This is a genomic window from Bacillus sp. CPT56D-587-MTF (assembly GCF_058792335.1).
On sequence record NZ_JBYTEF010000001.1, the window covers coordinates 4,961,928 to 4,982,203 of the forward strand.

Annotated in this window: 23 protein-coding genes; 10 read left to right on the forward strand and 13 right to left on the reverse strand. The window is 34.4% G+C overall.

Going from position 1 to position 20,276, the window contains the following annotated elements; translation table 11 throughout:
• Positions 1-22: 22 nt before the first annotated feature.
• Positions 23-1,954 carry a ribosomal protection-like ABC-F family protein gene (gene abc-f, locus AC3WVZ_RS25735; protein ID WP_233936609.1) on the reverse strand — a complete coding sequence of 644 codons (1,932 nt, stop codon included), beginning with the start codon at positions 1,952-1,954 and terminating at the stop codon, positions 23-25.
• Between the two features lie 73 nt (positions 1,955-2,027).
• Positions 2,028-2,162, reverse strand: a complete 135-nt coding sequence (locus AC3WVZ_RS25740; RefSeq protein ID WP_000830643.1) for an RAxF-45 family protein — start codon at positions 2,160-2,162, stop codon at positions 2,028-2,030.
• 420 nt (positions 2,163-2,582) lie between these two features.
• Here AC3WVZ_RS25740 and AC3WVZ_RS25745 point away from each other — a divergent pair, with 420 nt between their 5' ends.
• Positions 2,583-2,711: a hypothetical protein gene (locus AC3WVZ_RS25745; RefSeq protein ID WP_002023099.1), complete on the forward strand. Its 129-nt coding sequence runs from the start codon at positions 2,583-2,585 to the stop codon at positions 2,709-2,711.
• A gap of 136 nt (positions 2,712-2,847) precedes the next feature.
• A complete protein-coding gene (locus AC3WVZ_RS25750) occupies positions 2,848-3,609 on the forward strand; it encodes a DUF4931 domain-containing protein (RefSeq protein ID WP_000381030.1) in 762 nt (253 codons plus the stop codon).
• 36 nt (positions 3,610-3,645) lie between these two features.
• Here the strand turns inward: AC3WVZ_RS25750 and AC3WVZ_RS25755 are convergent, their stop codons facing one another.
• Entirely contained in the window at positions 3,646-4,179 is a 534-nt protein-coding gene (locus AC3WVZ_RS25755; RefSeq protein ID WP_000713249.1) for a transglycosylase SLT domain-containing protein, read from the reverse strand.
• Positions 4,180-4,418: 239 nt separating this feature from the next.
• Here AC3WVZ_RS25755 and AC3WVZ_RS25760 point away from each other — a divergent pair, with 239 nt between their 5' ends.
• Complete coding sequence (locus tag AC3WVZ_RS25760; RefSeq protein WP_233935619.1) at positions 4,419-6,068, forward strand: DUF2334 domain-containing protein; 1,650 nt, start codon at positions 4,419-4,421, stop codon at positions 6,066-6,068.
• Positions 6,069-6,184: 116 nt separating this feature from the next.
• Here the strand turns inward: AC3WVZ_RS25760 and AC3WVZ_RS25765 are convergent, their stop codons facing one another.
• The 6 genes from AC3WVZ_RS25765 to AC3WVZ_RS25790 all read right to left on the reverse strand — a co-directional run bounded on the left by AC3WVZ_RS25765 (position 6,185) and on the right by AC3WVZ_RS25790 (position 12,237).
• Positions 6,185-6,949: a TatD family hydrolase gene (locus AC3WVZ_RS25765; protein ID WP_119682846.1), complete on the reverse strand. Its 765-nt coding sequence runs from the start codon at positions 6,947-6,949 to the stop codon at positions 6,185-6,187.
• A gap of 620 nt (positions 6,950-7,569) precedes the next feature.
• A complete protein-coding gene (gene tnpC, locus AC3WVZ_RS25770) occupies positions 7,570-8,973 on the reverse strand; it encodes an IS66 family transposase (protein ID WP_100910632.1) in 1,404 nt (467 codons plus the stop codon).
• 345 nt (positions 8,974-9,318) lie between these two features.
• Positions 9,319-9,675 (reverse strand): YxeA family protein, encoded by a 357-nt coding sequence (locus tag AC3WVZ_RS25775; protein WP_233935620.1) that lies wholly within the window; start codon positions 9,673-9,675, stop codon positions 9,319-9,321.
• Between the two features lie 138 nt (positions 9,676-9,813).
• Complete coding sequence (locus AC3WVZ_RS25780) at positions 9,814-10,650, reverse strand: YitT family protein (RefSeq protein WP_000248045.1); 837 nt, start codon at positions 10,648-10,650, stop codon at positions 9,814-9,816.
• Positions 10,651-10,768: 118 nt separating this feature from the next.
• The gene (locus AC3WVZ_RS25785; protein ID WP_001004246.1) at positions 10,769-11,098 is read right to left on the reverse strand and encodes a PH domain-containing protein; all 330 of its coding nucleotides are present in this window, start codon (positions 11,096-11,098) and stop codon (positions 10,769-10,771) included.
• A gap of 161 nt (positions 11,099-11,259) precedes the next feature.
• Complete coding sequence (locus AC3WVZ_RS25790) at positions 11,260-12,237, reverse strand: LacI family DNA-binding transcriptional regulator (protein ID WP_074790799.1); 978 nt, start codon at positions 12,235-12,237, stop codon at positions 11,260-11,262.
• A 305-nt stretch (positions 12,238-12,542) separates the two neighbouring features.
• On the opposite strand from AC3WVZ_RS25790, the gene AC3WVZ_RS25795 reads away from it, so the two are divergent.
• Positions 12,543-12,638, forward strand: coding sequence for a DUF3948 family protein (locus tag AC3WVZ_RS25795; RefSeq protein ID WP_001059999.1), 96 nt, complete (start codon positions 12,543-12,545; stop codon positions 12,636-12,638).
• A gap of 79 nt (positions 12,639-12,717) precedes the next feature.
• On the opposite strand, the gene AC3WVZ_RS25800 is transcribed toward AC3WVZ_RS25795, so the two are convergent.
• Positions 12,718-13,323: a lysophospholipid acyltransferase family protein gene (locus AC3WVZ_RS25800; RefSeq protein ID WP_000277778.1), complete on the reverse strand. Its 606-nt coding sequence runs from the start codon at positions 13,321-13,323 to the stop codon at positions 12,718-12,720.
• Positions 13,324-13,660: 337 nt separating this feature from the next.
• Between AC3WVZ_RS25800 and AC3WVZ_RS25805 the strand changes: the two genes are divergently transcribed.
• The gene (locus AC3WVZ_RS25805) at positions 13,661-13,756 is read left to right on the forward strand and encodes a DUF3948 family protein (RefSeq protein WP_001060007.1); all 96 of its coding nucleotides are present in this window, start codon (positions 13,661-13,663) and stop codon (positions 13,754-13,756) included.
• Positions 13,757-13,816: 60 nt separating this feature from the next.
• Here the strand turns inward: AC3WVZ_RS25805 and AC3WVZ_RS25810 are convergent, their stop codons facing one another.
• Both AC3WVZ_RS25810 and AC3WVZ_RS25815 read right to left on the reverse strand, forming a co-directional pair.
• On the reverse strand, positions 13,817-13,957 hold the full coding sequence (locus AC3WVZ_RS25810) for a YrzO family protein (RefSeq protein WP_000894065.1): 141 nt from the start codon (positions 13,955-13,957) through the stop codon (positions 13,817-13,819).
• Between the two features lie 21 nt (positions 13,958-13,978).
• Entirely contained in the window at positions 13,979-14,947 is a 969-nt protein-coding gene (locus tag AC3WVZ_RS25815; RefSeq protein WP_002182372.1) for a DMT family transporter, read from the reverse strand.
• 75 nt (positions 14,948-15,022) lie between these two features.
• Between AC3WVZ_RS25815 and AC3WVZ_RS25820 the strand changes: the two genes are divergently transcribed.
• The gene (locus AC3WVZ_RS25820; protein WP_000423031.1) at positions 15,023-15,889 is read left to right on the forward strand and encodes a LysR family transcriptional regulator; all 867 of its coding nucleotides are present in this window, start codon (positions 15,023-15,025) and stop codon (positions 15,887-15,889) included.
• Between the two features lie 254 nt (positions 15,890-16,143).
• Entirely contained in the window at positions 16,144-16,245 is a 102-nt protein-coding gene (locus tag AC3WVZ_RS25825; protein WP_001060017.1) for a DUF3948 family protein, read from the forward strand.
• A gap of 218 nt (positions 16,246-16,463) precedes the next feature.
• Here the strand turns inward: AC3WVZ_RS25825 and AC3WVZ_RS25830 are convergent, their stop codons facing one another.
• Positions 16,464-17,384: a substrate-binding domain-containing protein gene (locus AC3WVZ_RS25830; RefSeq protein ID WP_002180310.1), complete on the reverse strand. Its 921-nt coding sequence runs from the start codon at positions 17,382-17,384 to the stop codon at positions 16,464-16,466.
• A 160-nt stretch (positions 17,385-17,544) separates the two neighbouring features.
• Here AC3WVZ_RS25830 and modA point away from each other — a divergent pair, with 160 nt between their 5' ends.
• The 3 genes from modA to AC3WVZ_RS25845 all read left to right on the forward strand — a co-directional run bounded on the left by modA (position 17,545) and on the right by AC3WVZ_RS25845 (position 20,183).
• Positions 17,545-18,351 carry a molybdate ABC transporter substrate-binding protein gene (gene modA, locus AC3WVZ_RS25835; protein ID WP_233935622.1) on the forward strand — a complete coding sequence of 269 codons (807 nt, stop codon included), beginning with the start codon at positions 17,545-17,547 and terminating at the stop codon, positions 18,349-18,351.
• Positions 18,352-18,356: 5 nt separating this feature from the next.
• Positions 18,357-19,031, forward strand: a complete 675-nt coding sequence (gene modB / locus AC3WVZ_RS25840; protein ID WP_050292905.1) for a molybdate ABC transporter permease subunit — start codon at positions 18,357-18,359, stop codon at positions 19,029-19,031.
• 300 nt (positions 19,032-19,331) lie between these two features.
• Entirely contained in the window at positions 19,332-20,183 is an 852-nt protein-coding gene (locus AC3WVZ_RS25845) for a GRP family sugar transporter (RefSeq protein ID WP_000353544.1), read from the forward strand.
• The last annotated feature ends 93 nt before the right edge of the window (positions 20,184-20,276 follow it).

Consider the following 20,276-nt stretch of genomic DNA (forward strand, 5'->3'; position numbering starts at 1 on the left):
AAAGGAAGTGGCTTTCTACTCTTTACTCCACAATATTCTCTAACTCACTATATAACTTCGCTCGTAACAACTCTTTCTTCGTTTTTTCCTCATATAATTTTTCAAGTCTTTCAACATCAGCTACATGTTCCATTTCACATTCTATTGCATATATATCTTCTTCTATATGCATTAACTCATTTTCAATCTCTTCAAGATTCCTAGCTTCTTTCTCTTTTACAGGAACCGTTTCAACACTTTTTCTCCCTTGGCGTTTCTGCTTTATTACTTGCTTCTCAAGCTTTTCCTCCCACTTTTGACGAGCCCATGCATAGTTTCCTGCAAACTCAAATAATTTACATTCATCAATCCAGTACGTCTTTTCAAATAACTTATTTAAAAAATAACGATCATGTGAAACAGCTAGGATTGTTCCATTATATTGCTCAAGGGCTTCCTCTAAAACTTCCCTTGATTCAATATCAAGATGGTTTGTCGGCTCATCTAGAATTAGAAAATTGATGTCTTGATACATAAGTTGCGCAAGTCTTAACCTCATTTTTTCTCCACCGCTCAGTTGCGTTACTTTCTTAAATACTGCTGGACCATAAAATAAAAACTTAGCCAATATATGTCTTGCTTCTCCTTCTGTTACAGCTACATACTCTCTAAACGCTTCCAATACATTACTCTTCACATTTCCATACGTATGCTGTGATAAATAACCAATTTTGACACTACTACCAATTCGAATTTCACCAACGTCTGGATTTATTTCTTCTAATAGTAGTTTTAATAATGTAGTCTTTCCTGTACCATTACGACCAATGATAGCCGCACGCTCTTGAAAACGAACATGTAAATTCGCTTGTTCAAATAAAGGTCGTCCAGCAAAACCTTTACTCACTTCTTTCATTACAACAACATCTTTCCCGCTTCTCTCTTGCCCTTCAAACTGAAGACCCATCTGTTTTCGTTCTAAAATTGGCCTCTTTAATTTCTCTATACGTTCTAACGCACGTTCCATATTTCTCGCTCTTTTATGCAATCCTTCATTCGGAGGGTTCGCTTGATTTGCCCATTCACGTAGACGCTTAATTGCTTCTTTCATTTTCTTTATTTTCTTTTGTTGCTCCTGATAAGCTTGAAACTCTTGAAGTAATCTTTCTTCCTTCTCCTCAACGAACTGAGAATAATTCGTATGGTACACGTGTATCTCTCCATCTTCCAAATCAAAAATTTTCGTTACAACTTCATCAAGGAAATAGCGATCATGTGAAATAACTATAACTGTTCCAGTGTATTCTTTTAAAAATTGCTCTAACCATTCAACTGCAAATAAATCTAAATGATTTGTTGGTTCATCTAATAGAAGTAAATCTGGTTTCTGCAATAGCATATATGCAAGGCTTACTTTCGTCTGTTCTCCTCCACTTAATTCCGTAAATACTCTTGAAAATAAGTCTGTCACTTGTAAGCCATTTGCTACCTTCATTATATTTGCCTCGATTTCATAACCACCGAGAAATGCAAATTTTTCTTGAATGACTCCGTACCTCTCCATTAGCTTTTCCAAAGCAGATTGTTCCTGTTCCACCGCCATATTTTTTTCTAAAGCATGCATTTCTTTTTCTAATTCCTTTTCTACTTTAAAAGCAGAACTCAATACATCATATACAGTCATAACCTCATCAAACTTCGGAATTTGTGCGACATGACCAATACGTGTACCTTTCTTCATATGAATGGCTCCTGCATCCAAACTCTCCATTCCAGTTAGAAGTCCAAAGATTGTTGTCTTCCCACTACCGTTACGACCAACTAACCCAACACGTTCACCATTCTTTATTTCAAGCGATATATTTTCAAATATGATGTTTCCACCAAAAGATTTCATTACATTATTTACACTACAAATAGTCATTTTCCGTACTCCTTTCAATATAAAAAACCATGAGAAAGAAACATTCCCCATGGTTTTCGGCATAGAAAAAGGAAGCCAAATAGCGCCCTTTTCACACGTTTATTAAAAATGGGTGAAGAGATTTCTATCGTTCAATAGTCACTATGCAATTGTTAAAAAAGGGCATACGTATCCCGTTAACAACTACATCATGAAAAATCGCACGACAAAAATAAATAAAATCTAAAAATTTGGCACGCGCAGCTAAAGAACGTTTCATCTCATTCACCCCTTTCGTACGGAATTTAATACTTACTTCTTTATTATACTTTCCAATTTCATGTTTGAATAGTCATTTTTCTGAAAATAATGAAGATAGACTAAACATTTCAATAAGTGACATCAAATCTTACAAAACTGTTATGTTCACGTAATGGAAAGCGATAGTACGAAAAGATGCCTCCCTATACAATAAAGATGTAAACAAGCGAGACAAACAAAAGGAGGAAACAAACATGATGAAAGAAATCGTAAAAGCAATCTTTGAGGTATTAGTGAACGGACAAGCAGTTGTAAAAGAACTAAATGAACTATAAAAAGGAGTGAAGAAATATGATGAACATGGTGAAAATGATTTTACACGCTTTAGTCGATGCAAAAGCAGTTAGCCAAGAATTAAACCAACAATAAAAAGGGGTATATGAATATGAAGAAAGCCATTATTATCATTGCAAGCACAGCAATTACCTTATACACAATAAAAAAGAGAAAAAAGAAAAATAATGAAAATGTTCTATATTATCCATACACACTATTAGAGAAAAAATAAAAGACAAGGTACCCTATCGTAATGAGGATATCTTGTCTTTTATTTTTCCCCCTATTCCTTTAGAGGATTTCCTTCTCCTTTTCCCGAATGTATTAAGCGGGATTTTTACACATATTTTAAAGGGGCATATATACAAATGGATACACAACAACTATATTTTTTAAACGATATCGGTAAACAAAAACCAGAAAGTATTCGGAATAGAAGCGCTGCATGTCCATTTTGCGATAAAGAACAATTAACGGATATTTTAGCAACTGATGGTTCTATTATTTGGTTAAAAAATAAATTTCCTACATTACAAGATACATTTCAAACAGTGTTAATCGAAACCAATAATTGCGAAGATCATATCGCAACATATACAGAAGAACATATGAGAAAATTAATGCAATTTTCTATTCAACATTGGTTACACTTACAGAAGAACGAAGAGTTCGCATCTGTGATTTTATATAAAAATCACGGTCCATTTTCAGGTGGAAGTTTGCATCATGCACACATGCAAATTATCGGAATGAAATATGTAGATTATCTTGAAAATATTAAAGAGGAAAATTTCCAAGGAGTAATTGTTCAAAAAAATGAACGCATTGAGCTTAATATTTCAGAGCGTCCCATTATTGGCTTCACTGAATTCAATATAATCATTGATAATATTTCATATATAGATGAAATGGCAAATTACATTCAGCAAACTGTACGTTACATACTGATAGATTTTCATAAAGGATGCAGTAGTTATAACTTATTCTTCTATTACTTAAATGGAAAAATTATTTGTAAAGTTGTTCCTAGGTTTGTCGTTTCACCGCTGTATGTAGGATATAAAATACCGCAAGTTTCTACAAAACTAGAAGACGTAAAAATACAACTAGCGGAGTATTTCACAAAATGACACGATTATCAAAAAAAATAGAGTAGGTATCAAAACCTACTCTTTTATTACACCTTTATTTCGATAGTACACATCTTCTAATCCGATGTTATACTTCATGTTATTATCCGTCCACTCTGGCCCTAAATTCCCTGGCCATCCAGATGTATTCGCTATATATTTCAGTAATGCAAAATCAGTCAAACCTTTTTGCACCCCACGCTTATATCCTTTCATTAAATGCGGCATTGCAATTTGCGCATTTGTACGTGGATCTTTCAGCTCATCATCAGTTAAATGCTCTGGTGCAAGCCCGCCGCCGCGGTGTAGTTGAAACAATCCGAATGAAGTTCCATTATCTCCAACACTTCTTGGATTTAATCGACTTTCATGCTCGGCAATTGCAAGAGGTATCCATTCTGGAAGATTTACTTTCTTCGCTTCCTCTATAATGATTTGTTTCATCTGTTTTGCTTCTTCTGAATCAACATAGCTTGTTCCATTCACTAGCTTATCCATTCCTTCAGACTTTCCTTGGAAATATAAATATACTCCAAGAACAACTAAAAATCCTACAAAGAATTTCTTCACTACCTCTACCTCTTTCTCCGCTGAAATTTGTCCCCTTTCAGCCTTCCCTTTACAATTACCTACATTCTATTACTCTTTTATCATAGCAAATAACTATACATATTATCATCATGCTTTAGACCGATTTTGTGAAAAAACAGCTGGTAAATACGTGCAAAAATGTAACTTTCATAGACTATAACGCATTTATTGTATATAATTGTAAACTGAACTCTATATATAGAATAGGAGCATACAAAATGAAAAAATGCCTAACACTCTTGTTCAGCATTTTACTACTCATCCCTACCTACACCTCTGCACAAACATCATCAAAACCAAAAGTACTTGTTTTGTATAGTACACAAGACGATAAATTTTCAAATAATGTTCAAATCCTTAATACTCAATTAGGACATTTTACAAATGATATAACCGTAAAAAACTTAAAAGAAGCAACTTCAATTAATAACGTATCCTCCTATACACATATTGTTTATATCGGTGAAACAAAAGAAGTGTTTTCCGATGAAACGAAACAATTTCTAGAAAACTTCTCCGGCCCTGTATTAGTATTAGGACAAAATGTTGAACAATTATCTAAGCGTTTTTCTTTCATTACATTGAATAGTGATGATATACGAGTTAATAAAATTGAATATCCAGACAAGAAGCTAAAAAATACTTTAGAAGCGGAACGATTAATTCAATCATTTGATACGAATGGAACTGTGCTTGCTAGCGCCTTAAGCTCAAATAACACTAACCCACTAATCGTTCAGCATGAAACACCTTATTACGTTGCAACGCCAAATCTCTTTGACTGGATGTCTCATTACATCGGTGAAATGTTATTTTCTTACTTCGGAAAAGAGCCAACGACAAATAAAGTAGAAGCTTATTTACGTCTTGAGGACGTTCACCCCGCAGCAGATATAAATCAATTGAAAGAAATTGCTGAATTACTAAAAGAGAAAAAGATGCCTTACATGATTACGGTCATCCCTGTATATAAAGATCCAAATACGGGAAAGACAATACATCTAAAAGATAAACCCGAACTAGTCGATCTTTTACGCTCTATGCAAAATGATGGGGCAGCAATTATTATGCATGGTTATACTCACCAATTTTATGACAGTGAAACCGGTGAAGGGTTTGAATTTTGGGACGTAAAGACAGATCAACCAATTCGCCAACCGAAACATGAAAAACCGAAGACAAAAGATGACTTTCCAAATATAGAGGCATATAACCAATATGTAAAAAAAGGGGAAGAGTTTGAGGAAAAATATACGAAAGATCATATCGAAAAAGGAATTCAAGAACTTGTAGCTGCTAAACTATATCCTGTTGCCTTTGAAGCACCTCATTACACGATGTCTCAAAAAGGATATGAAATATTATCAAGATACTTTTCAACTTATGTAGGACAACTACAGTTAAATGATACAACTTGGAAATCCATGCACTCACCATATTATACAAGTACTCCGTCATTTTTACATGGAATGAAACTATTGCCTGAAACAGTCGGATTTATTGAAGAAAATAAACCACAAACTATTGCTAAAATGAAAGAACGTGCTCTATCTGTTTCTAAATTATCCGATGGAGTTATTGGAGCATTCTATCATCCTTACTTAGGTGTGAAACCATTAAAAGAAGTGTTAAAGGACCTAGAAAGTATTCCAAATATAGAATGGATTGATTTACAAAAGGAAAAGAATGAAGTAAAAATGAAAGATATTCATATTACGACGAATAAAGAAGGCATTCACGTTGAAAAACCAACCAGTGCGAATGACATAATTGATTATATAAAGCAATATGGCATCTTCCTTATACTAGGGTTCGTTATCATTGTCTTTCTTTTATTATTAAAACGTGCGAAAAAATTAGAATCCTAATACAAAACCACCGAGCGGACCGCTTGGTGGTTTTTTGTCCTATATCAAACCGTGGCATTTTATTAAATAAATTCAACTTTTACTTCTTCCGTTACATGATTAAAACTATAATTCTCCTATCCTTTCAAATAAAATCGACTTGTATTTTCATATATTGTTTCTGCGACCTTATCAATGGATATGTTTTTTATAGAACTAATTTCCTTTAATACCTCTCGAATCATTCTTGGGTGCGTTATAACATCTTCTTGAAATTCCCACGGACCATCTGTTTCTACCATCATATATTCAAGCGGATAATACGAAACGATTTTTCTAATCTTCTCCTTATGTAAAACATCCGGTGTAATCGAAATATAATAACCATTTCTCATCATCCGTTTCATTGTTTCATCGCTTCCTTTAAACCAATGGAAGTGTGCACGTGAAACTTTATATTTCTCTAGCAAATCACATACAATGTCAGCATCTTCATAAACTGCGTGTAATACAATCGGCAAATTATACTTACTAGCTAGTTCTATAAATTTTTTCAATACAGCTATGTATGGATCTACAGCAATTCTTTCATCTTCTTTCCTCAAATAATAGGGCAAACCTACTTCACCAATCGCAACAATTTTCTCTGCGTTCTGTTCAATAAGTTGATAAATCTGTTCACACTCTTCTTTATGAATCTGTTGCTCTGGATGAAACCCTATCGCTGGATATATAAAGGGATACTTCTTCGCTAAAGATAACGTTTCCTTACAAGATTGATAATTCATAGATACCGCAATAAGCCCCTTTATTTCCTTACTATTTTCCACCTCTTTTAGTAATCTGCTCTTCTCTTCATCCTTATATTGATCAACATGTATATGACTATCAATCCATTTCATCTTTATGCCCCCATAAAAAAAAACAAGAAAGGACTTCCTTTCTTGTTTTAGCATCTATATTATTTAACAATTAAGTTTGTTATGATATCAAATAATCCAATACACACTACGGCAACAGTAAAGTAGCTACAGAAATCTTTAATTGGTAACTTCACTACTTCTTCTTTACGCATCCCATTCTTCTCCCTTCTTACTAGATCCCTAATTATTTTTCTATCTGTATCTATTATGCAAAAAATATGACAAATTTACTATCGAATTAACTTACGTAAACCTTACAATGTTGTAAGGTTTAAAAAAGGATCCCCATCTTTATTCAGATGAGGATTATTAAAAATTAGTTGGTTTTTCATTCTTCATTACAAACAGAAAGTAATACATTGAGACTTTCTAGTTACACTATATGAAAATTACTATCTTTTAACTATCGAATTACATTACAGAAGGCTTACATGTTTGTAAGTTATGTGTAATGTAATTCGATAGTTCCCCTTACTTATATTGTAACTACTCAGCTTCTTCAAATAAAAAAACAGGCCAAATACATGTTTCCGATTCGAAAACATGAAAAGAAAATACTCCAATCAGAGAAAGAATCTATGCCAAATAGAGAAATTCTCTTATGAAGTCGTGTTATTCCAAGGAACCGTTCTAGTTTCTATGACTTGGTTTATCGCTTGTAAGACCGATTGTTTTTGTTTTTTCATGGTACTCATAAAGCTTCGTATCTGACAAAAAGATTCTGCGCCTTTCTTACTTCGGAAAGTCCCAGACACTTTCTGTTTTACTTTCGTCATCCGAATATCCCGTTCTGCTTGATTGTTATCAAATGGAATGGCTGGATGTTCTAAAAACGCTAGAATTCTGTCAGAATACTTGACGAAGCGATTCCATAAATTTTGAGAAGGCGTCTGCTTTCCTTTCTTCTTTTGTTTCGTGGAAAGAATCTGTTGTTCTTTCAATATGGATTGATACATAATAAACAGATTCTTTTGCGTCGCTTTTGGCATGGTACCTTCGGATTGCTTTTTCATCGTCAACGCTTGCGTTAGAAATTTCTGCATCTGTTGTGCCCATTGTTCTCCAGTACTATCTATAATTCCTTGTAAATCTCGTAAGAGATGGGCATTACATAAAACGTGACGACAATCTGTATACGCATCATACGATTTCCAACCATCATGCATCGCAATTCCAGAAAAAGATGGCAAGATTTCTCCAGCATCCATTGCTTCTTTTCCACGTTTTTGATGAATATGTTGCAATGTCACCTCCGGTGTACTGGCAGTATGTAACCATTGTGTTTTGTTTTCTACACGCATACCAGTTTCATCAAAATGGACAACAGGAGACTGCAGAATCTTTTCCTTTACTTCTTTTATGAATGGCTGCAATTGAGAAGCGAAAGCCTGTGTATGATTTACCAGGGTTCCTTCGCTTATAGAATGTCCAAAACAATCCTGAAAGAATTCTTTTGTTCGCTTCAAAGAAATGCATTGATAATGCGTTAAATAGGGAATCAGTCTTTTTATATTTGGACCATATTGAACAGGACGAGATACTGTCGAAGGAAATTGGGCTTCTTGGATAGAATGGCAATGTGGGCATTCTTTCTGTTCTACTTTATGTTCTGTCACTTCGATCTGAATAGGTGGTAAGTCATACACTTGGCGAATGCGATACCCTTTTACAGGCTCGTGGTTCAAGGAAGTATGACAACAAGTACAATATGTAGGAGAATGTGTAATCGTATGATCTGGAGTCGCTGTCAAACCAAGAGTATGTCCCTTGTGGCCCAACTGGCCACCCGTTTGACGATGAGACGGTTTGCGCAAACTTTTTGTAACGGGCTTACCCAAACCATCTGTAGAAGGTGGCTTATGACTATTTTTGGAGTTTTTTTTTGAAGCATTTTCTAGTTCTTGTATACGTTTTTCTAACTTAGAAAATGTTTCTTCAAATAAAGAAATAACAGCTTCAGGTCCTTTTTTATATGTATCTAAAATAATTTTTCGATCGACCATAAGATTCACCTCCCCTGTTTGATATACTCAGTATTTACAAATGGGAGGCATATGAAACTAGTAAAATTTAAAAAAGACACCGAAAGGTGGCTGAGTAGTTACCTTATATTTCGTACAATAAAGTTAGAAAGTAAGCCAAATAAGAAGAACACTCACATAACCAAATTACATTGCTAGTAGCTACTCTTCTTATACCTTTCACCCATGCTACTACAATGTACCCCCTTCCCCTTTATATAATAAAAAAGCCTTAGTCTATATGGACTAAGGCTTTTTTGTTAATCTCAAAAATACCCTTACCCAGTATTTTTATTTTCGACAAAAAATAGCCGGGGGTATATTTCACTATCTCATCGTTAAAAGTTTGCTCTTCGCATTTATAGGAATATTTGCAACCTCAATCTCTTCAATCGATTCACCGTAACGTCCTTTTGCAAAAACCTTTAATGCTTCATCTCTCTTTAACATATGCTTAACCGTTTTCTTTATTTTCTGCTCTCTACCACGTTCATCGAATGCAATAAATTCATATTCATACCACTCATCACCAATATACTGACCAATTGTATTCACAACCGTATAGTATTCTTTCGTCTTATAAAATGGATTATATTTATCGATAACTGGTCCAAGTTTCGTAGGCAGTAACATTACTACTATCACTATCATCGCTATTATAGTAGTGATCATTTTTTTCTTCATAATAAACATTCCTCCTCTGCAGGATATATATACATCCATTTTAAAAAGGTGGAATAAAATCTACTATTGAATCTCATTACATTACACTTACATTTTTGTAAGAATTAAAAAAGGTGAACGAATTTGCTCGTTCACCTTTTAGCTTGCTTTAAAGCCACCGCCAAGTACATCACGTACATCATGTATAACAACGAAAGCATCTTCATCTACCCGGCTAATAACTTGTTTTAACTTAACAAGCTCTTGTTTATTAATAACAACATATAAAACTTCTTTATTTTTACCAGTATATCCGCCGCGCCCTTCTAATACAGTAACACCGCGTGTCATATTTTTCGTAATAGCTTCACGAATTAAATCTGGTTGATTCGAAATAATTGTAACAGCCGTTTTTGTGTCCATTCCTTCTACAATGAAATCAATCACCTTCGCTCCAATGAACACAGCCACAAGTGTATACATCGCCTTTTCTTGCCCTATTATAAATACAGAACCAGCAATTACAACAATATCAATAATTAGTACGCCTTTACCTACACTCCAACCTAAATATTGATTTGCTAACTGAGCTAAGATTGCTGATCCTCCCGATGTACCTCCGGCTTTGAACATACAACCTAATCCAATTCCCACAAATAAACCAGCAAATAAAGCTGCTAATAATGTATCACTATTTACATGATACTCAATATGTTCTGTAACGTATAAAAACAAAGATGTTTCTACAATCCCTAAAATTGTATAAATCATTGTTTTCTTATCAAAAAATTTATAACCAACAGCTAGTAAAATTGCATTTATAGCAAAGTTCACAATTCCTGGTGACCAATCAAATAAGTAGTACGTAACAACCGTTAAACCAATAATTCCACCTTCCGATAAACGGTTTGGAATTGCAAAGTAATTAATACCAATTGCGAATAATAATGAACCAATTGTAATTAGTGTTATTTCCTTTATACGTTGATTAACCATAGTTCATACCCTCCCCCCATTTGACATTGTATCACTATCTCCTAGAGGTTTAGAAGTGGTTTTTATTCCGCATTTTCCCTCTTAAAAATTGAAATATTATGTTTAAACAGAGGGTTGATTAATTATTCATATTTGCTCTAACTGCACGGACAAATCGCTCCACATTCCCTTTCTGAATATACTTAGCGCGAATGGTTTCATGACTACAAGTAAATTCAAAATACGGATGAAAATCTATGCTATCTATATACAAATATGAATACTCTTTAAATGTTGAAGAATAGTACGGAAATTTCCCGTAAAAAAGGAGACGTCTAGTAGTGGCAACAAAAACCCCATGTTGATACGATAATATAAAATTATCCTTCTCAAATATCCCTACCACAAAAGCCAGAATCTTTTCATCATCATCTACATACTTTTTCATACTCGATAAAAGTTCATTCATGCATATTCCTCCAAATTCTATTCACTGCATTAACACTTGAAAAGAATCCATGGATTATTACAGACCGGTTTAACTCCTTTATAAAGTATGAAACGCGTTTCCTGTCAAAGATATTTCAAAAAAATAATCCGTTATGCGATTATACACATAACGGATTACGATTAAACTGTAGAGCGTTCCACAAGTTCGTATGGAATTTCCAGCTTTTCTTGTTCAGAACTCTCTTCATTCACTTTTCTATGCAACATTTCAAAAGCAGTTTTCCCTATCTCCTTTAAATTTTGATCAATAGTTGTCAATTGTAACACTTGCGAGATAGGTTGATTATCAAAGCCAATAATCGCTAAATCCTCAGGAACTTGAATCCCTAATTTTTCAACCTCTGTCATAACCCCAATCGCAACTTCATCACCTGCTACTATTAATGCTTCAGGAAGATCCTGCATCTCTTTTAACTTATGAGCCACTTTTACACCATCTTCTAGTGTAAAACATTCTGTAAAAATCCATTCTTCATTAACCTCTTCGTCTATAGATTGCAATTGCTGTTTATAAACATCAAAACGCTTTTGACTACTCGGCCCTAATTTTCTTCCCGTACAATAACCAATTTTTTTATAACCTTTCTCAATCAAATAATCCATTCCTAATTGAAAGGCCGCTGAATGATTCGTATATACACTTGAGATGTTTGAAATATCATTGTCTTCACAAGCAATTATTGCGCCGTAAGAAGCATACGGTTCTATCGTTTCCCAATCATTTGCACGTGAACAAATAATAAGACCATCCAATTGTTTTGTTTTTAACATATGTAAACTTTTCATTTCTTCTTTTTTATTATAATTCGTTTGGCAAAGTAGCACCCTGTAATTATGCGCTAACGCAGTCTCCATCATTCCGCTCACCATCGCATCAAAACACGGATGATTAATATACGGTAAAATCACACCAACAATATTCGTTTTTCCTTTTGATAAATGAACAGCATTTGCGTTTTGCGAGTAATTCAATTTCTCAACTATCTCTATAACCGCTTTTCTTTTTTCTTCACTTACATATGGGTGATCATTCAACACTCTCGAAACAGTCGTAACTGAAACTCCCGCCATCTTTGCAATATCTTTAATATTAGCCATACACTCACCTCTACCTTTAACTTAATGAATCTCATGAACATATGTCAAACCTTCTTATCATTACACCTTCATTCTTTTCTCTTACAAAAGTGTAATTTTTCTGTAAGCTAATTCGATAGTGACTTTCCGCAACATTTCATACAATTAAGTCAGAAACAAGGTAACAACTATTCGAAAAGGAGCGGATTAATATGATGAACAAAATAAAAACGAACAATTTCTTACATACAATGGGCATGGTATTTTCCGCTCTTATCGACGCAAAAGCTGTTGCTTCTACATTAAACAAGTAAGGAGAATGTATTATGAATAACATCACTTTTAACAAATTAGATTTTTTAGGACTAGCTAGTGGCTCGATTCTTCTTACTGCTTTTATTTACGCCGCTACGCTTGTATAACTTTGTGTCCCCTTTCCCCTTTCCCCTTTATTATAAATAGTAATAGAAAAGACGACCGTCTATGCCCGGTCGTCTTTTCTTATTTTTGATTTGATTGCAAAGCTTCTTTTAACTCCTCAAACTTCTCATTTAATTGATCCGTCATCATTTTCATAGCGGTTTTTCGATCTATTTGTTCTCCAGCCTCAATTTGAATTGGATCTCCAAAAATCAATTGTGCCTTTTTCCCCTTTATTAATTCTTTTACACTTGATGGACCAACATAAGCTGCTGGTACTAACGGAACATTGGAACGCATCGCAATTGTCACAGCACCCGCTTTTAATGAAACATCTTCCGCTGATCTTGTTCCACTCGGAAAAATCCCTACTACCTTTCCTTCTTTTAATAAACGTGATGGAATTTTAAGTGTACTTGGTCCTGGATTCGCACGATCTACAGGGAATGCATTTACATTTTTAAAGAACCAATTTTTGAATTTCCCTTCAAATAATTCTTTTTTGGCCATGTAATGAATTTGAGTTGGATACATCCCTGTAGCTAACATTAATACATCCATAAAACTTGTATGTGTACATGCAACAACATAGGGTCCACCTTCTGGTAGCTTTTCTCTTCCTTGTACTTCTACTTTCCCAGCTGTTTTAAATATATATTTCAACAAAAATGTAATTGGTTTATACATTTATTTCGTTCCTTTCTAAACATCCGAAGTATAATCATATTCTTATAATAATTATAACACTAAGTTTTAGGAGTTGGTAATAAAATTAAGGATGAATTGTTAAATTTCAATTCTTACAAAAGTGTAATTTTCTTGTAAGCTAATTCGATAGTTACTTCTTACTATATTTCATACAATTAAGTCAGAAACAGGGCAACAATTATTCGAAAAGGAGTGGATCAATATGATGAACAAAATGAAAACGAACAATTTCTTAAATACAATGGGCATGGTATTATCGGCTCTTTTCGATGCAAAAGCTGTTGCTTCTGCATTAAACAAGTAAGGAGAATGTATTATGAATAACATTACTTTTAACAAATTAGATTTTTTAGGATTAGCTAGCGGCTCTCTTCTTCTTACTGCTTTCATTTACGCTGCTACGCTTGTATAACTTTGTGTCCCCTTTCCCCTTTATATAGAAAAAGACGACCGTCTATGCCCGGTCGTCTTTTTAATTTTTTCTTTCTTTCAATTCTTTTAAAAGCTGTATCAGCTCAGCTTGTTGTTTTATCTTTTTACGACCATTTCGATTAATTGCTGCAAGCTCACAGGCAACTCCGACGGCGAAGAAAAACAATAAACTTTCTAACATGTGAAATCCTCCATTTGCCTATTAAACAGCTTGACGTAATTGTTCTTCTTGTAAAACTCTCTTATTTATATTTTCTTCTTTTCTCTGGCAAACGTTATTGCGAATAAGCGCTGCAATAACAAGTACAGTCCCTATAATATCAAACATTGTGATTTGATACCCTTGCATCATCATAATAGCTAAAGTCGTAATTGGTACAAAATTAATAAATAAAATCCCATTAATGGATGATAAAATTTTCACACCATAGTTCCAAGCAAGTAGCGCTACAATACCTGGCAATGTCATCATGAATAACAAATCATATTTCACAATAGAAATCGTTCCCATACTCGGAACTGAAATATATCCAAGCGACGTAATAATTACCGTTATAATTCCTGTAACAGTCGTACCGAATACACACGTCAACGTAGAATAACGTAATGTTGACCAATCACTACAAGTTTGACCACCCATCGTATAAATAACCCACCCTACAACACCAATAAATATAAATGCTAATGGGAACATATTATCTTTCAATGTTACAAAGAAACTCATGTCACCTTTTGTAATAACAAACACAGCTCCTACAAAAGCAATAACCATACTCGTTATCATATACTTCTTCGGTTTTATATGCTTATATCCCCATAAAATACAAATAGAAATCATCGGCATAAGTGCTTCCATAATGGAAGCTACCATTACACCCGACTTACCCATTAACATTTGCCCTAAAAATATGAGGACATTATATACTGTAAATGCCATCGTTCCAAAAAAGACGAGTAACTTTCCTCTTCCCTCTAAACAAAATGCCTGTTTTCCTTCTTTCACTAACAACAATACAATCAGCATTATCGCCACTGCTCCATAGCGAATAAGCGAAAAATAAAATGGATCTATGTATTCTAGCGCATGATCAGCAACTGGAAACATCGCTCCCCATGACATACTCGCAATTAAACACGCCAAAGCCCCTATTATCATTTGACCTCTTCTCACCGCAATCCCCCATTTCTTTCTATTTGCACAAAGAGAATTGTAAAAGAAAAAATATATCACGTAAAATGATTCAAAATGGAATTAAGAGACTTACAAATCTTTAAAAGCGTTGCCGATCAGGGTAGTGTAAGTAGCGCAGCAAAGGAATTAAATTATGTACAATCAAATGTAACTGCACGTATTAAACAACTAGAAAACGAATTAAAAACCCCACTCTTTTACCGCCATAAACGAGGAATGACTTTAACAGCTGAAGGAAGAAAAATGCTCGTTTATGTTAGTAAAATTTTGCAAGATGTCGACGAACTAAAACAAGTATTTTTAGATAGCGAAACACCTTCTGGTATATTAAAAATCGGTACAGTCGAAACAGTAAGTACACTGCCTACCATTTTATCTTCTTACTATAAAAGCTATCCGAATGTCGATTTATCATTACAAGCGGGTCTAACAGAAGAATTAATTAGAGAAGTACTTGATCATCAATTAGATGGCGCCTTTATATCAGGTCCTATTAAACATCCACTAATCGAACAATACGATGTTAGTACAGAGAAATTAATGCTTATAACACAAAATAAAGCCTTTCATATAGAAGAATTTACAACAACGCCTCTACTCGTTTTTAACCAAGGATGTGGATACCGCTCCAAACTAGAACGTTGGCTTAAAGACGAAGGTTTGCTACCAAAAAGAATTATGGAATTCAATATATTAGAGACAATATTAAACAGTGTTGCACTCGGTCTCGGAATTACACTCGTACCACAGTCTGCTGTCCATCATCTTTCTAAAGCAGGTAAGGTACATTGTCATGCAATCCCTGAAAAATACGGCAGTATTTCAACGGTTTTCATACGCCGTAAAGATAGCTATATGACGAATTCAATGCGTAGTTTTTTAAAAACTATTGAAGACCATCATCATATCAATATGCTGTGAAAGACATTCTTACATGAATGTCTTTTTTTCTTACAAAAGTGTAAGTCTTTCGTAAGCTAATTCGATAGTTGGAAGTATCCATATTCCCTATAATTAAGACATAAGCAGGGCAACAACTATTCGAAAAGGAGCGGATACGCATGATGAACAATATGAAATCAAATAAATTTTTAAATACAATGGGCATGGTGCTATCCGCACTTGTCGATGCAAAAGCTGTTGCAACTACATTAAACAAATAAGGAGAGATTATAATGAACAACATTACTTTCAACAAATCAGACTTTATCGGACTTGCAAGTGGAGCTACTCTTCTTACGGCTTTCATTTATACACTTGCTCAAGGTCTTATTTAACACTTTGTTTCCCCAAACCCCTTTATATATAGAAAAAGCTGCTCGTCTTATAGACAAGCAGCTTTTTAGTTTGTCCCGCTTTAATGGGCAGTAAGACCCCCACCTCAAAATTCAGCGAAAGCAAAGAAATTAGGTGGGGGTCGGGCTGCCCATAAAAGTCCGATTGGTGAAGGCTAATAATCAGTGGGGGATGAAGAACCCCCACACTGATTAAAGTTTCACTTTATTTCATATACAATTTGACCTGTTTTCGTAATATCATATCCGCCAATCGCATTTAATTCATTATGAAATTCTTCCGATTGCAGAATGTCTTTCACAACTTCAATCAGCTCTTCATTTTCTTTATTCTTCAAAATTACTAAATCATACTGTTCTTTCATGATTGGAATAAAGTCCACATTTACAATTTGCGAAAACTTTTCTGAACCTACTCCTACATCAGCTTTTCCATTTGCAACTTGCGTGGCAACACCAAGATGATTCGATTCTTCCCATTCATATCCACTAATATCAGCTTTATTTAATTTTCGGATTCGTAATTGTTCATCCACTAACACTCTAATACCAGAACCCTTTTCTCGATTCACAAACTTTATAGTGGACCCGGATATGTCAGCCCATGTCTTTATTTTCTTCGGATTTCCTTTTTGAACATAAAACCCTACATTTCTGGACAATAAATTAATCATAAGACATGGCTGTCCTACTAAAATACGTTTTACGTAAGGAATATTATATGTACCCGTTTCACCATCAAACAAATGCAAACTAACGATACTTCCTTCTCCTTGATACATTTTCACTAAACTCGTTAAGCTACCTTGATACGCTCTTAAAACATTAGAACTTGGCAAACGATTTTCTATACGTTTAGCTAACATATCTAACGTTAGTTCTTGACCACTAATAATACACGTGTTCAAGATACTACTACCATCGTTTTTCACAGGATTAACTTGTACTTTCCCTGTTTTCATTTGCTTTATATATTGATCTAAATCTGCTGCATCAATGCGCATCTGTCTACCAACTCTATAAGAAGGAAGTTCTCCTTTTTTAATTAAGTCGTATACAGTTAATTTTGATACTTTTAATCGCTTTGCTACTTCTTCCGTTGTGTAGGAATGATGATCCATAGACGATTCCTCACTTTCTCCTTTCATTGTAACAAAGAAAAGAATATTTCTCCTATTTTTTAAAAATAGACATATGTTCAAATTATATTCAATTATAACTAGTTATATTTAGTTATATTTAGTTATAATTAGATGTGTCAAAATGAAAGGGGATTTTTTTATGAATAAATTTATATTACGTTCCATCGGGGCACTTATACTTTCTTTCCTTCTTATATTTAGCGCTGCTTGTACAAGTGGGGAAAAGCATACAAAGTCAGCTGCTAAAGAGGATAAACCAGTTGAACTGACTATCTCAGCTGCTGCAAGCTTACAAGATGCATTAAAAGAACTCGAAAAACAATATAAAGAAAAAGAGCCAAATATCAAACTTTCTTTTAACTTCGGTGCTTCTGGAGCACTTCAACAACAAATTGAACAAGGTGCACCTGCTGATTTATTCTTCTCAGCAGCAGAAGATAAATTCCAAACCCTTGTAAAAAAAAGATTCATTAATGAAAAAGAGGGGAAAAATCTCCTTGGAAACGAACTCGTTCTAGTCGTCCCAAAAGATAGTTCTCTTACAAAAATTCAAGATTTAAAAGATGAAAAAATAAAAAAAATTGCACTTGGTACACCTGAATCTGTACCTGCTGGCAAATATGCAAAGGCTTCTCTAACACACGAAAACCTTTGGAATGATGTTCAAAATAAAGTCGTATTTACAAAAGATGTTCGCCAAGTGTTAACATATGTAGAAACAGGGAATGTCGATGCTGGTATCGTATACAAAACAGATGCTCTCATTTCGGATAAAGTAAAGATTGGTGAGACAGCAGCAGCTACTTCTCATGAGCCAATCCACTATCCTTTAGGTGTTATAAAGGAATCTAAACATAAGAAAGAGGCGACTTCATTTTATGAGTATTTGCAGTCAAAAGATGCACAATCTATCTTTAAAAAATATGGATTTACAGTCCTGTCGTAATTACTATGAGCATTGATGCTATTTTATCGCCTGTCTTTCTATCTTTAAGAGTAGCTGCATGCGCCACTATTCTCGTTACAATTTTAGGGACAATTGTCGGGCGAGCACTAGCTCGCTCCTCATGGCGATATAAAGTAATATTAGAAACCATATTTTTATTACCAATGGTACTTCCACCAACTGTTATCGGCTTCTTTCTCATTATCATCTTTGGAAACAACAGCCCGATCGGAAGGTGGGTTGAATCATTATTTCAGCAGTCTATTATGTTCACATCTACTGCTGCGATTATTGCTTCTACAGTTGTTGCATTTCCGCTTATGTACCAATCAGCGAAAACGGGATTTTCTATCGCAAATGTACAAATTGAAGAAAGTGCTCGTGACCTTGGCGCAAGTGAATATCAAGTTTTTCTGCACGTTACACTTCCGCTCGCATTTCCTGCCTTACTAAGCGGGATGATTTTGAGCTTTGTCCGCGCGCTCGGTGAATTTGGTGCTACACTTATGTTTGCCGGGAACATTCCTGGTAAAACACAGACAATCCCAACTGCAATTTACATGGCTATTGATGCAAGTAATATGCAACTCGCATGGACACTTGTAGTTATTACTATCGGTATGTCACTCGTATTTCTACTATGTATTCAACTTATTAATAAAAGAATTACTAACTCTTAAAGCAGCTTTTTTCGAAGCTGCTTCTTTATTTCTTAGGAAATAAAATATACCACCGGGAAATAACTGAATTTTACCTCTTATTAAAATATACATTTTATTTGAATTCACTTTCTAAAATAGGCAATTTCCTGTTATTATATGGAGGTGTTTCAAAAAATGAAGAAATGAAAACGCATTTATATCGTGAATTCTTCATCCTGTTTTAGCGATCGGTAATCTTCTACTCTATTAGTGGGGCATTACCGATCGTTAGAACGATATGTAACTATATTGGTATAGCAAACCGAAGGGAGTCTTGTAATGGACATTTTATTAGCGCTTCTCCCTGCAATTGCATGGGGAAACATCTTATTAGTAAGCGTAAAAATGGGCGGTGGTGCATATAGCCAAACGGTAGGTATGACAATCGGTGCTCTATTCTTCGCAACAATTATGTATGTATTTACTCAACCAGCTTTAACAATGACAATCTTAATTGTTGGTTTTATTTCAGGTTTATTCTGGGCTTTAGGACAAGTAAACCAATTAAAAACAGTTGAAAAACTAGGTGTTTCAACTACTGTAACGATTTCTACTGGTATGCAACTTGTTGCAACTTCTATCTTTGGGGTTATCGCTTTCCGTGAGTGGACTACTACTACAACGATCATTCTGGGAACGATTGCAATCCTATTAATCGTAGTTGGTGTTGTATTCACATCATTAGATGATAAAGAAAATGCTCAGCCACCTGGACAATTGAAAAAAGGACTTCTTACTTTAATTGTTTCTACTTTCGGCTATCTTGTATATGTAATTATTATTCGTTGGTATAATATCGATGGTTGGTCTGCTATTTTACCACAAGCAGTTGGTATGTTTGTTGGTGCGGTTGTACTGACGTCTAAACATAAACCATTTAACAAATATGCAATCCGTAATGCTTTGTCTGGTTTACTATGGGGAACTGGAAACTTATTCTTACTTCTTTCATTACCACGTGTTGGAGTAGCAACAAGCTTCCCATTATCTCAAACTGGAATCGTTATCTCAACATTCGGTGCGATTGTATTCTTAGGTGAAAAGAAAACAAAACGTCAATTGATCTTTATTGCACTAGGTAGTGTTTTAATTATCGGCGGCGCTGTATTACTTGGTATGACAAAAGCATAATCTTATATTCTATTAGTAAACCCCTGAAGCATATGTACTTCAGGGGTTTTTTAATTCTAATTATTTTCTAGATATAATTATTTGTATGTTCTT

Bases quoted from the DNA above. Each gene is read 5' to 3' on its own strand.
- abc-f (WP_233936609.1), bottom strand. From the start codon at position 1,954: ATGGGGAATGTTTCTTTCTCATGGTTTTTTATATTGAAAGGAGTACGG.
- AC3WVZ_RS25740 (WP_000830643.1), bottom strand. From the start codon at position 2,162: ATGAAACGTTCTTTAGCTGCGCGTGCCAAATTTTTAGATTTTATTTAT.
- AC3WVZ_RS25745 (WP_002023099.1), top strand. From the start codon at position 2,583: ATGAATATGAAGAAAGCCATTATTATCATTGCAAGCACAGCAATTACC.
- AC3WVZ_RS25750 (WP_000381030.1), top strand. From the start codon at position 2,848: ATGGATACACAACAACTATATTTTTTAAACGATATCGGTAAACAAAAA.
- AC3WVZ_RS25760 (WP_233935619.1), top strand. From the start codon at position 4,419: ATGAAAAAATGCCTAACACTCTTGTTCAGCATTTTACTACTCATCCCT.
- AC3WVZ_RS25765 (WP_119682846.1), bottom strand. From the start codon at position 6,949: ATGAAATGGATTGATAGTCATATACATGTTGATCAATATAAGGATGAA.
- tnpC (WP_100910632.1), bottom strand. From the start codon at position 8,973: ATGGTCGATCGAAAAATTATTTTAGATACATATAAAAAAGGACCTGAA.
- AC3WVZ_RS25775 (WP_233935620.1), bottom strand. From the start codon at position 9,675: ATGAAGAAAAAAATGATCACTACTATAATAGCGATGATAGTGATAGTA.
- AC3WVZ_RS25780 (WP_000248045.1), bottom strand. From the start codon at position 10,650: ATGGTTAATCAACGTATAAAGGAAATAACACTAATTACAATTGGTTCA.
- AC3WVZ_RS25785 (WP_001004246.1), bottom strand. From the start codon at position 11,098: ATGAATGAACTTTTATCGAGTATGAAAAAGTATGTAGATGATGATGAA.
- AC3WVZ_RS25790 (WP_074790799.1), bottom strand. From the start codon at position 12,237: ATGGCTAATATTAAAGATATTGCAAAGATGGCGGGAGTTTCAGTTACG.
- AC3WVZ_RS25795 (WP_001059999.1), top strand. From the start codon at position 12,543: ATGAATAACATCACTTTTAACAAATTAGATTTTTTAGGACTAGCTAGT.
- AC3WVZ_RS25800 (WP_000277778.1), bottom strand. From the start codon at position 13,323: ATGTATAAACCAATTACATTTTTGTTGAAATATATATTTAAAACAGCT.
- AC3WVZ_RS25805 (WP_001060007.1), top strand. From the start codon at position 13,661: ATGAATAACATTACTTTTAACAAATTAGATTTTTTAGGATTAGCTAGC.
- AC3WVZ_RS25810 (WP_000894065.1), bottom strand. From the start codon at position 13,957: ATGTTAGAAAGTTTATTGTTTTTCTTCGCCGTCGGAGTTGCCTGTGAG.
- AC3WVZ_RS25820 (WP_000423031.1), top strand. From the start codon at position 15,023: ATGGAATTAAGAGACTTACAAATCTTTAAAAGCGTTGCCGATCAGGGT.
- AC3WVZ_RS25825 (WP_001060017.1), top strand. From the start codon at position 16,144: ATGAACAACATTACTTTCAACAAATCAGACTTTATCGGACTTGCAAGT.
- AC3WVZ_RS25830 (WP_002180310.1), bottom strand. From the start codon at position 17,384: ATGGATCATCATTCCTACACAACGGAAGAAGTAGCAAAGCGATTAAAA.
- modA (WP_233935622.1), top strand. From the start codon at position 17,545: ATGAATAAATTTATATTACGTTCCATCGGGGCACTTATACTTTCTTTC.
- modB (WP_050292905.1), top strand. From the start codon at position 18,357: ATGAGCATTGATGCTATTTTATCGCCTGTCTTTCTATCTTTAAGAGTA.
- AC3WVZ_RS25845 (WP_000353544.1), top strand. From the start codon at position 19,332: ATGGACATTTTATTAGCGCTTCTCCCTGCAATTGCATGGGGAAACATC.